General features: G+C 70.3%; 9 protein-coding genes, 1 pseudogene and 1 CRISPR repeat array. All 10 genes and pseudogenes read left to right on the forward strand.

Features of this window, described 5'->3' with window-relative positions; translation table 11 throughout:
- Positions 1-2,825, forward strand: a 2,825-nt coding sequence (locus D471_RS0130620; RefSeq protein WP_017602136.1) for an SbcC/MukB-like Walker B domain-containing protein, incomplete at its 5' end; no start/stop codon positions are given.
- On the forward strand, positions 2,822-4,051 hold the full coding sequence (locus D471_RS0130625; RefSeq protein WP_017602137.1) for a TIGR02679 family protein: 1,230 nt from the start codon (positions 2,822-2,824) through the stop codon (positions 4,049-4,051). The genes D471_RS0130620 and D471_RS0130625, both read left to right, overlap by 4 nt.
- Before the next feature lie 364 nt (positions 4,052-4,415).
- Positions 4,416-6,216: a CRISPR direct-repeat array (repeat unit 29 nt; unit sequence CTGCTCCCCGCGCACGCGGGGATGGACCC).
- Positions 6,217-6,279: 63 nt separating this feature from the next.
- Positions 6,280-9,255: a CRISPR-associated helicase/endonuclease Cas3 gene (locus tag D471_RS0130630; RefSeq protein ID WP_083924440.1), complete on the forward strand. Its 2,976-nt coding sequence runs from the start codon at positions 6,280-6,282 to the stop codon at positions 9,253-9,255.
- On the forward strand, positions 9,245-10,909 hold the full coding sequence (gene casA / locus D471_RS0130635) for a type I-E CRISPR-associated protein Cse1/CasA (RefSeq protein ID WP_017602139.1): 1,665 nt from the start codon (positions 9,245-9,247) through the stop codon (positions 10,907-10,909). The genes D471_RS0130630 and casA overlap by 11 nt, the downstream gene beginning before the upstream one ends.
- A 16-nt stretch (positions 10,910-10,925) precedes the next feature.
- Positions 10,926-11,759, forward strand: coding sequence for a type I-E CRISPR-associated protein Cse2/CasB (casB, locus tag D471_RS37110; RefSeq protein WP_017602140.1), 834 nt, complete (start codon positions 10,926-10,928; stop codon positions 11,757-11,759).
- Positions 11,756-12,949: pseudogene (gene cas7e, locus D471_RS37115) on the forward strand (type I-E CRISPR-associated protein Cas7/Cse4/CasC). The gene casB and the pseudogene cas7e overlap by 4 nt, the downstream one beginning before the upstream one ends.
- The gene (gene cas5e, locus D471_RS0130650) at positions 12,946-13,668 is read left to right on the forward strand and encodes a type I-E CRISPR-associated protein Cas5/CasD (RefSeq protein WP_017602143.1); all 723 of its coding nucleotides are present in this window, start codon (positions 12,946-12,948) and stop codon (positions 13,666-13,668) included. The pseudogene cas7e and the gene cas5e overlap by 4 nt, the downstream one beginning before the upstream one ends.
- Positions 13,659-14,357 (forward strand): type I-E CRISPR-associated protein Cas6/Cse3/CasE, encoded by a 699-nt coding sequence (gene cas6e, locus D471_RS0130655; RefSeq protein WP_017602144.1) that lies wholly within the window; start codon positions 13,659-13,661, stop codon positions 14,355-14,357. The genes cas5e and cas6e overlap by 10 nt, the downstream gene beginning before the upstream one ends.
- Complete coding sequence (cas1e, locus tag D471_RS0130660; RefSeq protein ID WP_017602145.1) at positions 14,354-15,289, forward strand: type I-E CRISPR-associated endonuclease Cas1e; 936 nt, start codon at positions 14,354-14,356, stop codon at positions 15,287-15,289. The genes cas6e and cas1e overlap by 4 nt, the downstream gene beginning before the upstream one ends.
- Entirely contained in the window at positions 15,286-15,633 is a 348-nt protein-coding gene (gene cas2e / locus D471_RS0130665; protein ID WP_017602146.1) for a type I-E CRISPR-associated endoribonuclease Cas2e, read from the forward strand. Before cas1e ends, cas2e begins: the two co-directional genes overlap by 4 nt.
- Positions 15,634-15,956: the final 323 nt, after the last annotated feature.

Consider the following 15,956-nt stretch of genomic DNA (forward strand, 5'->3'; position numbering starts at 1 on the left):
GCGCCGCCGACGAGCTCACCGGACGCGAGGCCGACTGCACCCGCGCCGCCGAGGAGCTCGCCGCGCTCCGCTCGGGCGCCGCCGACGCCGTGCGCGCCTGGCACGAACGCTGGGACCTGGTCGACGACACCGGCCGCGGCGCCCTCCTGGACGCCCTGGCCCGCCTCGGCGAACCCGGCACCCCCACCCTGGTGGAGGTGTTCAACGAGCACGTCCACGACGCGCAGCTGGAGATCGCCGCGCGCGTGCACGGCCTGGAGCGCCAGGAGACCGAGACCTCCGAGGAACTCGTCCGGCTGCGCCGGGAGCGCGACGACATCGCCGCCGAACGCGACGACGCCCCGCCCGCCGACCCGTTGCGCCCCGCGCCGCGCGGCGGCCGCCAGGGCGCGCCGCTGTGGCGGCTCGTCCGCTTCGCCGACGACCTGCCCGAGGAGCACGGCGCGGCGGTCGAGGGCGCCCTGCACGCCGCCGGGATGCTCACCGCCTGGGTCCACCCCGACCCCGCGCTCACCCGCACCGCCCTCGCCGACGGCGACAGCGACGCCTACCTGCTGCCGTCCGCACCGCACCCCGGAGCCACCCTCGCCGACGTCCTGGTCCCCGAGGACCAGGCGCACGTCCCCGCCGAGACCATCACCCGCGTCCTGCGCTCCGTGCCGCTGCACCGCGACACCGGTGACGCCGTCACCACGACCGGGGGCGTGGACACAGGAGCCCGGTTCGGACTGGGCGTGCTCGTCGGCTCGCACCCCAAGGCCGCCGCGGAGTACATCGGCGCCACCAACCGCGCCCACCGGCGCCGCGAACGGCTCGCCGCCTGCGACGCCCGCGTCGCCGAGCTCACCGAACACCACGAGAGCCTGCGCGACCAGCTCGGACACGCCCGCGAACGGCTCAAGGACCACGGCCGCGCCCGAGGCGACCTGCCCGACCCCACCCCCGTGGCCAAGGCCGTGCGCGCCGTCGAACGCCACTCCACCCTCCTGGCCTCCGCCCGTACCGCCGCTGACCGGTCGCGCCGCGACCTCGACACGGCCGTCGCCGAGGTCGACGCCCAGCGCCGCCGGGTACGCGCCGTGGCCGCCGAACGCGCGATGCCCGCCGACCGCGCCGGGACCGACGCCGTCTCCGAGGCCCTGACCGACTTCCTCGCCACCGCGGACGCCCTGCACACCACCCGCACCGACGCCGCCGAGTACGAACGCGACCTCGCGGGCCGCCGCGAGACCGTCGACCGCCTCACCGTCGCGCTGGAGTCCGAACGCGAGGAGCTGGCCGAACAGCGTGCCGCGCATGAAGAGGAGGCGGCGGCCCTGGCCGCGATGGAGTCGGCCATCGACGCCCCCGTCCGCGAGATCCTCGCCCGCCTCGACGCGCTGCGCGCCGAACGCGACGCGCTCACCCGCGAACGCGACACCGCCCGGACCACGGCGCAGACCGAGCACGACCGCGCGATCCGCTCCGAGACCCGCCGCGACGAGGGAAGGGGCGCGCTCACCCTCGCGCTGGGCGCCCTCCACGAGGCCGTGGAGTCCCTCGCCGAGTTCACCCAGCCCGCCGTGCGCGCCGTCATGGGCGTCGAACCGACCACCGCCTGGCCCGACCGCAGCACCTGGCCCACCCCGGAGGAGATGGCCGAGCGCATCCTCACCGGCACGGCCGAGACCGTCGCCGAGGCCCTCCCCGACGGTGTCGGCGCCCTGTTGGAGGCCTTCACCGTCACCGTCGGCGCCACCCCGGCGGTCAGCGAGAGCGACATCAAGTCCACCGCCACCCGCATGTCGAACGCGCTGCGGTCCTTCCAGGAGACCCTGGGCGGTGACTCCGAGGGCTACCGGGTCGACCACGAGGTCGGCCCCACCGGCATCATCACCGTGTTCGTCAACGACGAGGGCGGACGCAACCCCGTCTCGGCGTTCGCGCGCGCCATCGCCGACCGGGTCGAGGAGCAGGGCGCGCTCCTGCGGGAGGAGGAGCACCAGGTCCTGGAGGACGAACTGCTCGGCGGCATCGCCCAGCAGATCCACGAGCGCGTCCGGGACGCCCGCGACCTGGTCCGCGACATGGACCGGGACACCCGCGCCCGCCCGATGTCCTCCGGGACGCGCATCGGCATCCGCTGGGTGCGCGACGAGTCCCTCACCGACCGGGAACGCCTGGCCACCCGGCTGGTCAAGCGCGACGAGGCGGGCCTGGGGCCCTCGGGCCTGGCCGAACTGCGCGCGGTGCTGCGCGACATGATCCGCGACCACCACGCCGCCCACCCCCGTGCCAGCTACAAGCAGGTCCTGGCCGCCGTCCTGGACTACCGCGACTGGTACCGCTTCGAGCTGCGCCTGGCCGTCCCGGGCCAGGAGGAGGTGCGGCTCACCCGGAACAAGCACGAGCAGATGTCGGGTGGGGAGAAGTCCGCCGCGATCCACCTGCCGCTGTTCGCGGCGGCCAACGCGCTGTACTCCTCGGCCGCCCCGACCTGCCCGCGCGTGGTCGCCCTCGACGAGGCGTTCGCGGGTATCGACGACCGCTACAAGCCCGAGCTCATGGGCCTGACCATCACCTTCGGCTTGGACATGTTCATGACCGGACACGACCTGTGGGTGCACTACGACACCGTGCCCATGGCCGCCCACTACGACATGCACCACGACAAGGGGGCGCACACGGTCTCGGCGCTGCTCATGCTGTGGGACGGGGAGCAGACGATCGACGCCGACGCCGGGTTCTCCGGCAACGAGGAGCTGGCCGCCGAACTCCTGGGCATCACCCCCAGCCGGTTCGTGCCCCAGTCCACCGAGGGGACCCTGCTGGAGGAGGCCGGGTGAACCTCGACCGGTTCCGCGAACCCCGGTTCGCCGCACTGCTCGACCGGGCGCGCACCGAGGTGGAGAAGCGCAACGGCGTCCTGACCGGGAGCTTCACGGTCAAGGGCCTGACCGCCGAGGAGCACCGGAGCCTCAACGGCTTCCTCGGTCTGAACCGGAAACCCAGGGCGAGCGGATTCACCGTCGAACTCTCCCGACTGGACACCACGCTGAGCTCCGGCTACGGGATCGGGCTGGTCGAACTCCTGGAGACCCTCGGCCCTCCGCTGCGCCTCAAGGACGACGAGAAGGCGCGTAGGGCGCGGCTTCGCTCGGAGGTGCTGGCTCCCGCGTCGGCCAGCTCCCTGAACGAGACCGCCGCCTGGTACCGGGACTGGCTCGCCTGGGTCGAGCGCTACCGCGTGGGGCACCTGTCGGGTGCCGGGGACACCACGACCCTCGGCCAGGCCGTGCGGGTCCTGGAGGCCGTCGACGCCCACGACCCGGCCGCCCTTCCGCTGCTCCTGCCCGAACTGGCCGTCCGGGTCACCGGCAGCACCAAGGCCCTCAACCACGGCAGGCCCCTGTCCACCCTGGTCCTGCGGGCGCTGGCGCGCCGCTCGACCAGTGCCCTGCCGCCGGACGGCAACGCGGAGGAGTGCCGGGCCCTGTGGGAGGAGAACGACGTCGTTCCCGACGACCTGGCCAGCCGGGTTCTGGCGCTCAACCTCCCCGCTCGGGGAGCCGGGCTGGGGGAGTGGCTGACCGGGGCCGCTCAAACGGGTGTCCCGTTCCAGGTGACCCTGCACCAGCTCGTCCGACTGCCCGTCGCCGTCGGCGAACCCGTCGTGTACGTGTGCGAGAACCCCGCCGTCCTGCGCCGCGCGGCCGAACGGTTCGGTGCCCGGTCCGCACCGCTGCTGTGCACCGAGGGCTGGCCGTCGGCCGCGTTCCACCGCCTGGCGCGGGCGGTCAGCGACGGGGGCGGGCGACTGCGCTACCACGGCGACTTCGACTGGCCGGGCCTGGCCATGACCCGGCGGGTGGTCGAACGGCACGGCGCGGTCCCGTGGCGGATGACGGCGGCCGACTACCTCGCCCACGAGGCCGACGAGTACGACGCGTTGAGCGGCGACGTCCAGCCCTCCCCGTGGGATCCCGCTCTGGCGGAGGCGATGGCGCGGCACCAGCGCATCGTCTACGAGGAGTCCGTGGTCGACACGCTCCTCGGCGACCTCGCCCGCTGAGACCGGTTCGGCGCCGCAGGGTGCCCGACCCTCTCAGACCGGTGCATAGCTGTGCTTTCGAGTGGTGAGCCCCCGGCGGGATTCGGACTTGAGGTCATTGGATGAGAATTCCGGCGACCTGGTGTTGCCACATGTCATTTCCCGCTGCTTCGTCGCGTCCTGCTGAGGGTTTTCTCCGGGGTGAGGTTGTCGGTTCGTGGATGATGTGAGGTGGCCGGAGATGGGTGGGCCCTAAGATGATGACGGGGTTTCGTGGCTGATGGTGAATTGTGCGCGCCTGTGTTCAGTTTCGTTTCTTGTGTCTGGTTTTCAACAACTTGCAGTTTCGGGCTGCCTGGGAGAGTAAAGGCGCAGGTCAGGAAGACTGCTCCCCGCGCACGCGGGGATGGACCCTAGCTCCCAACCCGACCCAAGGAGAACACGTGCTGCTCCCCGCGCACGCGGGGATGGACCCGTCTTGACGACCCGGCCGCGCATCACTCGGACCTGCTCCCCGCGCACGCGGGGATGGACCCTCCTCGGCCCACGCCAGCACGCCCCAGCCGAGCTGCTCCCCGCGCACGCGGGGATGGACCGGCATCACCCCGTGCGGGCACGGCGTCTGGGATCTGCTCCCCGCGCACGCGGGGATGGACCCAGCCGGTCCTCAACGCGGCAGGCGATCAGGACACTGCTCCCCGCGCACGCGGGGATGGACCCGGATGCGCCCCGAGGGCTCCCGGTGAAGCATCCTGCTCCCCGCGCACGCGGGGATGGACCCTCTGCTCCGACTGCCCCGTGCAGCGGGCTTGCCTGCTCCCCGCGCACGCGGGGATGGACCCGTGGAGGACATCCGTTGGTGACCGGTTCTTGACTGCTCCCCGCGCACGCGGGGATGGACCCGCGCCCGTAAGGCAATGCTGGCGTAAAAGCCACTGCTCCCCGCGCACGCGGGGATGGACCCGCCTCAACCACGGCCGCGGAGTCCTCGGCCAGCTGCTCCCCGCGCACGCGGGGATGGACCCGTGGGCGAGTCCGCGAAGGAGGCCCGTCGTGGCTGCTCCCCGCGCACGCGGGGATGGACCCGGCCCGCGCTTGGCCGGAGAGAACGGCCAGTAGCTGCTCCCCGCGCACGCGGGGATGGACCCGGGGCGAAGCGCAGGAAGTCGCCGTCTGGAAGCTGCTCCCCGCGCACGCGGGGATGGACCCGGTGTCGTAGTACACGGCGCCCGACAGGCCGTCTGCTCCCCGCGCACGCGGGGATGGACCCCGCGCGCGCAGGTGGGCGAAGCCGACCCACAGCTGCTCCCCGCGCACGCGGGGATGGACCCACCCCGAAGTAGTCCCGGTGCCCGGACGGCTGCTGCTCCCCGCGCACGCGGGGATGGACCCTCGGCACCCTCATCCGGTACGCCCACGCCCTCCTGCTCCCCGCGCACGCGGGGATGGACCCGTCGGCCGCCCCTGGTCATCGAGGGGGAACCACTGCTCCCCGCGCACGCGGGGATGGACCCGTCAGCCCCTCGGGCACGTCGTAGGCCAGGTTCTGCTCCCCGCGCACGCGGGGATGGACCCCTGGAGAATCGCCAGACGCCGACTTCCTTTGCCTGCTCCCCGCGCACGCGGGGATGGACCCAGCCAGGAGATGAACATCGCGCACCAAGGTGCCTGCTCCCCGCGCACGCGGGGATGGACCCGGCTCGGCGTCCTCGTCCTCCTCGATGGGCTTCTGCTCCCCGCGCACGCGGGGATGGACCCGGGGGGTGACACCACGTGGCGTTGCGGGTTTGCTGCTCCCCGCGCACGCGGGGATGGACCCCCCCAACGGCGCGAGAGCAGACAGCCCCCACGCCTGCTCCCCGCGCACGCGGGGATGGACCCACCACCCCGCGCTCGGCTAGATGGCGCACAGCCTGCTCCCCGCGCACGCGGGGATGGACCCGAAGTCCAGCCCGTAGGGGAAGCAGATGTGCACTGCTCCCCGCGCACGCGGGGATGGACCCCGATCCCGAATCGTCCACCACGCAGCCTCATCCTGCTCCCCACGCACGCGGGGATGGACCCGCGTCCGCGCTCAGCCACAGGTGGAACCGGGGCTGCTCCCCGCGCACGCCGGGATGGACCCGACACCGAGTAGTACGACGCGTTCCCGGCGGTCTGCTCCCCGCGCACGCGGGGATGGGGCCGTCTTCCCAGGCAGAGGTGTTTGGGGAGGCGGGCCTTCTTCAGGAGGGTGGCCGGATGTGGCCATGTGGGTGGTTTTCGGTACCCAGTGCTGGGTGCTTCGATTGGATGTCCGCGTGACCGGACCTTCCTCTCCCCACCCCTGGCCAGGCAATCTGTCCCGCGCTGCCCGCTCGGTGTGGGCCAAGCACGACCGGCGTTCTGACGGCTGGCTGCCGCTGTGGCGGCACATGGCTGACAGCGCTGCTGTCGCGGGTCGACTCTGGGACCACTGGCTCCCCGACCAAGTGCGTCGCCATATCGCCGACGCTTTGTCAAGCGGAGTCGACAGCGCCCGGACCCTCGCGGTGTTCCTCGCCTGCACCCACGACATCGGCAAGGCCACTCCCGCGTTCGCCTGCCAGGTCGAGGCGCTCGCCGACCGGATGCGGCGTCACGGCCTCGACGTCCCGCTGGAGAAGCAGATCCGGCAGGACCGCAAACTCGCCCCCCACGGGCTGGCCGGGCAACTCCTGATGCAGGAGTGGCTCGTGGAACAACACGGCTGGGCCAAGCGCGCCACCCTGGCGTTCACCATCGTGGCCGGTGGACACCACGGGGTCCCACCCGAAGCGAGTGACATTGAAACCTTGCGCGGCCACCGCCACATGTTGCGGACCCGGGGTAGCGGACCAACCTGGAAAGCGGTCCAGTGTGAACTCCTCGACCATGCGGCGGTCGCCACCGGCGCGCGGGAACACCTGACGGGATGGTCAGGCGTCAAGCTCCCACAGACCACCCAGGTGCTGCTCACCGCTCTGGTCATCGTCGCCGACTGGATCGCCTCCAACAGCGACCTCTTCCCCCTGTTCCCCGGGGTTCGGGAACGCGACCCCGAACGCGTCGAGGAAGCCTGGCGACTCCTGGACCTGCCCGCGCCGTGGCGGCCCCAGGACCCCGACCTGAGCGTGGATGCCCTGTTCAAGGCCCGTTTCGACCTTCCAGACGGGGCGAAGGTCCGCCCCGTGCAGGAGGCCGCCGTGACGGCGGCCCGTGACCTCGGTGGCGCGGGGCTGCTCATGGTGGAGGCGCCCATGGGCGAGGGCAAGACCGAGGCCGCCCTGGCCGCCGCTGAGATCCTCGGCGCGCACACCGGCGCGGGCGGTTGCTTCTTCGCGCTGCCCACCATGGCCACCGGAAACGCCATGTTCCCCCGACTGACCTCGTGGTTGGACCGCCTGCCCGCTCCGGACGAGCACACGCGCCACTCGGTGAACCTCGCTCACTCCAAGGCCGCGCTCAACGAGCGCTTCACCCGCCTGATGTGGTCTGGCGGCCAGAGCGCCAACATCGACCCGGACGGTGATGACGACCACTGGGACCACCGAGCCGACCAGGTGCGCACCTCCGCCGAACTGGTCGCCCACCACTGGCTTCGGGGCCGCAAGAAGGGGATGCTCGCCTCCTTCGTCGCTGGCACCATCGACCAGCTGCTGTTCGTCGGTCTCAAGACCCGCCACCTGGCGCTTCGACACCTGGCCGTCGCGGGCAAGGTCGTGGTGATCGACGAGGCCCACGCCTACGACACCTACATGAGCCGCTACCTGGACCGGGCTCTGTCCTGGCTGGGCGCCTACGGGGTTCCCGTGGTGGTTCTGTCCGCGACGCTTCCCGCGAGCCGACGCCGGGCCCTGGCGGCGGCCTACGCGGGGGCCCGGCCGGACGCAGCAGAGTTCGCGCCTTTGGAGCAGGAGGAAAGCTATCCCCTCATCACCGCGGTGAAGCGGGGCACATCGCCGACCCTGTACCGCCCGGCGGCTTCGGGTCGCTCGACCCAGGTGCGTCTGGAACGCCTCGACGACGACCTCGACATCCTCGCGCGGCGTCTGGGAACCGAACTCGCGGACGGCGGGAACGCTCTGGTCATCCGTAACACCGTCGCCAGGGTCCACGCCACCGCGAAAAGGCTGCGTGACCGGTTCGGCCGCGACAACGTCACCGTCGCGCACGCGCGTTTCCTGGACCTGGACCGGTTGGCCAACGACGAGGACCTGCTGCGGCACTTCGGCAACCCGGACAAGGTCGCTGATCTGAAAGGTAAGCGGCCGAGCGGTCCGCACGTGGTCGTCGCCAGCCAGGTCGCCGAGCAGTCCCTGGACATCGACTTCGACCTCCTGGTCACCGATCTCGCCCCCATCGACCTCATGCTCCAGCGCATGGGCCGTCTCCACCGGCACGAGCGGGGAGCCGAACAGTGCGACCGCCCGCCGCGTCTGCGCACGGCGCGCTGCCTCGTCACCGGGGCGGACTGGACCACTGCGGTTCCCACCCCCATCAGCGGCACGAAGATCTACGGAACGTACCTGCTGCTGCGCACAGCGGCCGCGTTGGAGACGCGTTTCGCCGCCGCCGACACGGGCGAGGTCACGGCTTCGACCGTGTCCCTTCCCGATGACATCAGTCCCCTCGTGCAAGCGGTGTACAGGGACGCTCCGCTGGGACCGGACACCTGGCGGACCACCATCGACCAGGAACGAGAGGCCTTCGAGGTCGCCATCGCCGAACAATCCCGGAAAGCCGAGGGCTTCTTGCTCGGTGATGTGGGCAGGGACGGCCGGCCGCTGGTGGGGTGGGTGGCCGCCGGGGCGGGGGACGCCGATGACACCCGGGCTGGTCGACAACAGGTCCGCGACACCCCCGACACGATCGAGGTCCTGGTCGTGCAACGACGTGCGGACGGGACCCTCGTCACCGTTCCCTGGCTGTCCAACGATCGAGGCGGTCGGGAACTGCCCACTGAGGCGGTCCCGCCCGACGAACTGGCCTGTACGGTGGCGGCCTGCGGATTGCGACTGCCGTTCGAATTCACCTTCGAACAAACTGCCATGAAAGCGATCGAAGAACTCGAATCGGACGTTTTTCCAGCGTGGCAGGTCAAGGAATCCCACTGGCTCGCAGGTGAACTCCTCCTGGTCCTCGACGAGAAATGTCGTCGAGAGTTGGCAGGATTCGAACTCCACTACAGCGAAGAAGACGGGTTGAAGGTAAGCCGTGTCGAATGATCTCCTGACCGAGAGCCCACCCCCGGGCCAGCAACCGGAGTTCGACCTGACAACACGGCCGTGGATCCGGGTTCTGCGCCCCAACGGGACCGAGGACGAACTCTCCCTCCGCCAGGTGTTCCACCAGGCGCCCCATCTGGTCCGCCTGGTCGGCGACCTACCCACCCAGGAGTTCGCGCTCATTCGGCTCCTCCTCGCGATTCTCCACGACGCCGTGGACGGCCCCGAAAGCGCGGAGGACTGGCACGAGCTCTGGGAGGCGGACACCCTCCCGTGCGAGCGGATCGACGACTACCTGGACCGCCACCGCGAACGCTTCGATCTCCTCCACCCGCAGACACCGTTCTTCCAGGTCGCGAAGCTACACACGAGCAAGAACGAGTACTCCTCCCTCGACCGTCTCGTCGCCGACGTGCCCAACGGGAACCGCTTCTTCACCATGCGGGCACACGGGGCCCAGCGACTCGACTTCGCCGAGGCGGCCCGCTGGCTGGTCCACGCCCAGGCCTTCGACACCTCCGGCATCAAGTCCGGGGCGGCCGGCGACGACCGGGTCAAGGGAGGCAAAGGCTACCCGCAGGGGGTCGCATGGGCCGGGAACCTCGGCGGGGTCATGGTGCAGGCCGCCAACCTGCGCGAGTCACTCCTGCTCAACCTCGTGGCCACCGAGTACGACCACATCCGCGCCGACGACGCCGACGCACCGGCCTGGCGCCACGCACCGGTCGGCCCCGGCCCCCTCAAACCCGTCGAAGCCGCCTACCGGCCCCACGGTGTCCGCGACCTGTACACCTGGCAGAGCCGCCGCGTGCGACTGCACTTCGACGCCGAGGGGGCGTACGGGGTCCTGCTCTCCTACGGTGACCCCCTCACCCCCCACGAGCACCGCCACCGACAGGAGCCCATGACTGGGTGGCGACGCAGCCAGGCCCAGGAGAAGAAGCACAAGATGCCCCTGGTGTACATGCCGCGCGAACACGATCCGACGCGCAGCGCCTGGCGTGGTCTGGCCTCCCTCATCACCGACCGCGTCCGGGGCAAGGCCGACGACTTCGTCCGACCGCGCGTTGTGGACTGGGTGGCGTGGCTGGCGACCGAAGGGTTCCTGGAGGAAAAGGACAAACGGGTGCGGGCGCGGCTGATCGGCGCACGGTACGGCACCCAGCAGTCCGTCATCGACGAGGTCGTCGACGACGACATGAACATGGCCGTCGCCCTCCTGGACGACCACCACGAAGGGCTGCGACAACAGGCCATCAACGCCGTGGACGACGCCCACAGGGCCGTGGAGATCCTCGGCACCCTCGCCCACGACCTGGCCAGGGCAGCCGGAACGGAACCGGGGCCTCGGCGCGACGCCGCACGCGACCGTGGTTACGGGCAACTCGACGCCCCCTACCGGCGCTGGGTGGGCTCACTCGACAGCGCCACCGACCCCGACCAGGCCAGGGCGGAGTGGCAGCGCACACTTCGGGACCAGATCCGCCGGATCGGCGACGAGCTCGCCGACGCCGCCGGCCCCTCGGCCTGGGAGGGACGGGTCATCGAGGCGGGGGCCGCAGACCTGTGGCTGAGCACACCGCAGGCCAAGAGCCGCTTCCAACGGGAGCTGGCCCGGTTGCTGCCCTACACCGCCCCTGCCCCCACGAACTGACACCAGGTAGGGACATATGACACAGACAGACCAGACCGAACGAACCCAACAGGTCGCAGGGGCCCAGCATCCGGAGACGGAGAACAAGGGGCGCAGCGACCTCGGCCCCGTCGGCAACGCGGTCAACGACCGTGTCGAGGACCTCCTGGAGGGGTATCTGGCCGACCGGTCAGATGCGGTCGCCGCTCTGGCGCAACTGCGCGGCGGTGCGGGCAAGACCTTCGGGGAGTGCCCGCAGCTGTGGGGACTGACCGTCGACGCACACCAGTACACCCACCCGGGCTGGAATCGCAGGCAGCAGGACTGGGCGGAGGAGGCGGTGCACGCCGCCATCACCCTGTTCGCCCTCCACCAGCAGTCCCTCCGCGGCACCTCGAGCGGGAACGACGGTCAGGATCCCTCCGAGAAAGACCACCAGGACACAGACAGGCCGGCCCGAAGGGGTCGTCACGACAACCGGATGCACCGCCGGGCCGGCTACCTGGACGGCGATCGCGGACGTCTTCCCCATCACGGCCTGGGCTGGGCTGTGCGCGCCTGCATGCCTGACGGCAGGATCGATCCCGCGCTGCACAACCGGCTGAAGAAGGCCGCGCAGGCAAGCGCTCTTCGCACCCGGGTGGGTGAACTCCGCCAGATCGTCGCCCGGCTGCGCCAGGAGCGGATTCCGCTCGACTACGGACTGCTCGCCGACCAGCTCTTCCGAGCCCAGGAACCCGGCGGGATCAAACAGGTCCGGGATGAGTGGGGGCACGGCTTCGTCTCCTACCGGCCCCCCAGGAACAACGACAGCGCCGCCGAGGCCACCTCCGACGACGCGACCACCACCCCTGAGAAGGAACACCAGTGAGCCGAACCATCATCGACCTGCACGTCCTCCAGACTGTCCCGCCGAGCAACCTCAACCGCGATGACACCGGAAGCCCCAAGACCGCCGTGTACGGAGGGGTGCGACGGGCACGGGTCTCCAGCCAGGCGTGGAAACGCGCCACACGCGAGAGCTTCCAGGGCCTGCTGGACCCCTAGGAACTCGGTACCCGGACCAAGCGCGTCGCCGAGTTCGTCGCCAAGCGGATCGTCGAACTGGACCCCGGTATCGAGACGGCGACGGCCTGGGACCTGGCAGCCCAGACCATCCACGCCGCCACCGGAACCAAGGTCGAACCCGTCGAACGCAAGGTGAAGGCGGCCAAGAAGGACGGCAAGCCCGCTCCCGCACCCGAGTCCGGCTACCTGATGTTCCTCAGCGCCCAACAGCGCGACGGCCTGGCGGCCCTGGCCGTGGAGGGCAAGGACGACATCAAGACGTTCCTCAAGGACAAAGAGGTCAAGGCCAGGGCCAGGAGCATCGCCGACACCGGTCATTCGGTGGACATCGCCTTGTTCGGCCGGATGGTCGCGGACGGCGCCGACATCAACGTGGACGCCGCCACCCAGGTGGCACACGCCATCAGCGTCCACGAGGTCGACACCGAATCCGACTACTACACCGCCGTCGACGACGAGAACCCCGAGGAGGAGACCGGCGCCGGGATGATCGGCACCGTGGACTTCAACTCCGCGACCCTGTACCGGTACGCGGCCGTGGACGTCGACCAGCTCGCCCGGAACCTGGGGCAGGGGATCCGGGAGGGCGCCGAGGGCACCGAGCCCGTGCGGCGTGCCGTCGAGGCGTTCGTCACCGGATTCGTCACCTCCATGCCCAGCGGAAAGGTCAACACCTTCGGCAACCACACCCTGCCTGACGCCGTCGTGGTCAAGCTGCGCGACGAGCGCCCGATCAGCTTCGTCGGAGCCTTCGAAAAGCCCATGGTCAACGATGCCGGGGAAGGGTTCGTCAAGGACGCGTGCCAGGCGCTGGCCGACTACGTCGGCGAGGTCGAACGCGTCTACGGGGCGGGGGAGTCCCCGACATGGGTCGTCCGGGTGGGGGAGCGCACCGCGCCCCTGGCCGAGACCGGTACACAGGCCACCTCGCTCAAGGACCTGGTGGCAGAGGTAGGCGCCGCCGTGTCCACGCGCTTGGACCGAAACACGTGAGCGTGCTCGCACTGCGCTTGGCGGGTCCACTTCAAGCGTGGGGGGCTTCGGCGCGCTTCGCTCGGCGGACCACGGAGAACACCCCGACCAAGAGCGGTGTCGTCGGCCTCCTCGCCGCTGCCCTCGGCAGGCCGCGCACCGAGGATCCCTCCGATCTGGCGGGGCTTCGGTTCGGGGTACGCGTCGACCAGCCCGGGGTGCGGGTGCGCGACTACCAGACCGCACGGCACCTGGTCACCGGCGAGTCGATGCCCGTGTCGGAGCGGTTCTACGTGGCCGACGCCGTGTTCGTGGTGGGGATGGAGAGCGATGATGCGGACTTCCTGGTCGAGCTGGACCGGGCTGTGCGCTCCCCACACTTCCTCCCCTACCTGGGTCGTCGTTCGTGTCCGCCCTCCCGACCGATCGACCTGGGGATCCGCCCGGGCGGGCTGGACGACGTCCTGCGGGACCTGGAGGTGATTCCCTGGCAGGCTTCCGAGTGGTACCGCGAGGAGTGGAAGAGACGCGGGACAGAGCTTCCCGTGTTCGTCGAAACGGGCGAATCGGAGCAGGCCGACGAACTCCTGCGGGATCTACCGGAGAGCTTCGACCCCCGTCACCGCCGCTACCGGATGCGCGGCGTCTCGGCCAGGCCTCCGGTGAGGGTCGAAAGCCAGTCCCGCGTGCAACCTCCGCCCCACGACCCCCTCGCTGCTTTGGAGGTCCGATGTACCTGACCCGTTTCCGATTCAACACCGCGCGTGCCGGTGCGCGGAAGGTTCTGTCATCGCCTCAGGTCACCCACGCGGCCGTGATGTCGGCGTTCGCGGACGAGGTGTCGAGCAACCCCGGCGGAGCACGCGTGCTCTGGAGGGTTGACCACAACGCCAAGACGGAGGTGTACCTGTACGTGGTCAGCCCGGCTGAGCCCGACCTCACACACCTGGTGGAGCAGGCGGGGTGGCCCAAGACCGGCACATGGCAGACCAGGGAGTACGCGCCCCTGCTGGATCGGCTGGAGGAGGGGCAGACGTGGGCGTTTCGGCTCGCCGCCAACCCCGTCCACTCCGTACGGGTGAAGGACGGACAGCCGACCAAGCGGACCGCACACGTCACGCCCCGCCACCAGATGGGATGGCTCCTGGAACGTCAGGAGCGGCTGGGCTTTGAGGTGCCGCGCAGGGAAGATGGGGCCGGGGCCAGGCCCGAGGACGCCTACGAGCTGATGGTGCACAACCGGCAGGCACGCCGCTTCAACAAGGTCGAACAGGCCACGGGTGAGCCGAATCGGGTGCCGTTGACGAGTGTGACCTTCGACGGGCGTCTGCGCATCACCGATCCCGACACACTCCGGCACGCTCTGGTGTCCGGCATCGGCCGAGCCAAGGCCTACGGGTGCGGACTGATGACCCTGGCACCGGTATGAGTACTCCCGGCAAGCGCGCGGCGCTCAACCCCAGCGAGCTGACCAGGGTGAGCGACCGGAGCTCGTTCGTCTACCTGGAACGGTGCACGGTACACCGCGAGTCGAACGCCCTGACCGCCGAGGACGGCGAAGGCGTGCGGCACATACCCTCAGCCACGATCGGCACCCTGCTCCTCGGTCCGGGCACACGGGTCACCCACCAGGCGATGGCCCTGTTGGGCGACAGCGGAGCGGGTGTGGTGTGGGTGGGCGAACACGGGGTGCGCTACTACTCCGGAGGGCGGGCGTTGACCCGATCGTCCGCTCTCGTCCAGGCCCAGGCCACTGCCTGGGCCAACAAGCGCACCCGTCTCGACGTGGCACGCAGCATGTACCAGCTGCGCTTTCCAGGGGAGAACGTCGAAGGTAAGAGCCGCAGACAGCTGCTCGGCTTGGAAGGGGACCGGGTCAAGGCATCCTACCGGGAACAGTCCGCCAGGACCGGAGTGCCCTGGCGCGGCAGACGGTTCACCCCCGGGGACTTCGACTCCGGCGACGCGCCGAATCAGGCGATCACCGCCGCGGCGCAGTGCTTCTACGGCATCGCGCAGTCCGTGGTGGCGGCGTTGGGGTGTACCCCCGGGCTGGGGTTCGTGCACTCGGGGCACGAACAGTCGTTCGTTTTGGACATCGCGGACCTGTACAAGGTGGAGGTGGCCATCCCCGTGGCCTTCGACGTGGTCGCCGAAAGCGATGATGAGGTGGGGGCGCGTACGCGGCGTGCGCTCAGGGACCGCATTCATGAGTTGGGTCTGCTCGATCGGTGCGTGAGTGACGTCAAACGGCTCCTGCTGCCTCCAGGGACTGAGTTCGAGGAAGCCGACCAGGTGGGCTTGCAAACCGACGAGGGTGTGGACGTGGTCGGGGGTAGGAACTACGGGGTGGTCTGGTGACGGTCATCATTCTGACGACATGTCCGGTTGGTTTGCGCGGCCTGCTCACCCGTTGGCTACTGGAGATCTCCCCCGGGGTCTTCATCGGAGGGCCGTCCGCGCGTGTGCGGGAGGTGCTATGGGGCGAGGTGCAGGCGTATGCGGGCCACGGCCGGGCCCTGCTGGCCTACTCGACCAACAACGAGCAAGGGTTCACCTTCGAGACGTTCGATCACAAGTGGAAACCTGTGGACCACGAGGGGATGACGCTGATTCAGCGCCCGCTGGCGAAGGGGAGCGACCAACCCGTTCGGGTGAAGAAGGGCTGGAGTAAGGCGTCGAAGCGTCGACGTTTTGGGCGATGATGAGGGTTTGTGGGTGAATTTGGGGCTGGTGTTCTTTGTGTCTGATTTTCAACAACCTGCAAATTCAAGCTACCTGAGAGAGTAAAGGCCCAGGTCAGGAAGACTGCTCCCCGCGCACGCGGGGATGGACCCACCCGCCGGTTCCACATTGGGCCGGAGCGCGACTGCTCCCCGCGCACGCGGGGATGGACCCGTCGCCTCGGCGGATGTCGCCGGAGCGCTGGGCTGCTCCCCGCGCACGCGGGGATGGACCCGGGTGGTCCTGCGCCCACCCGCGCCACAACGGCTGCTCCCCGCGCACGCGGGGATGGACCCAGGTGGCC

Origin of the sequence: Nocardiopsis lucentensis DSM 44048, assembly GCF_000341125.1 — a bacterium.
GTDB classification, from domain to species: Bacteria; Actinomycetota; Actinomycetes; order Streptosporangiales; family Streptosporangiaceae; genus Nocardiopsis; species Nocardiopsis lucentensis.

What these genes read in the sequence shown, in the direction of transcription:
- D471_RS0130630 (WP_083924440.1), top strand. Translation starts at nt 6,280, where the DNA reads ATGTGGGTGGTTTTCGGTACCCAGTGCTGGGTGCTTCGATTGGATGTC.
- cas6e (WP_017602144.1), top strand. Translation starts at nt 13,659, where the DNA reads ATGTACCTGACCCGTTTCCGATTCAACACCGCGCGTGCCGGTGCGCGG.
- casB (WP_017602140.1), top strand. Translation starts at nt 10,926, where the DNA reads ATGACACAGACAGACCAGACCGAACGAACCCAACAGGTCGCAGGGGCC.
- cas1e (WP_017602145.1), top strand. Translation starts at nt 14,354, where the DNA reads ATGAGTACTCCCGGCAAGCGCGCGGCGCTCAACCCCAGCGAGCTGACC.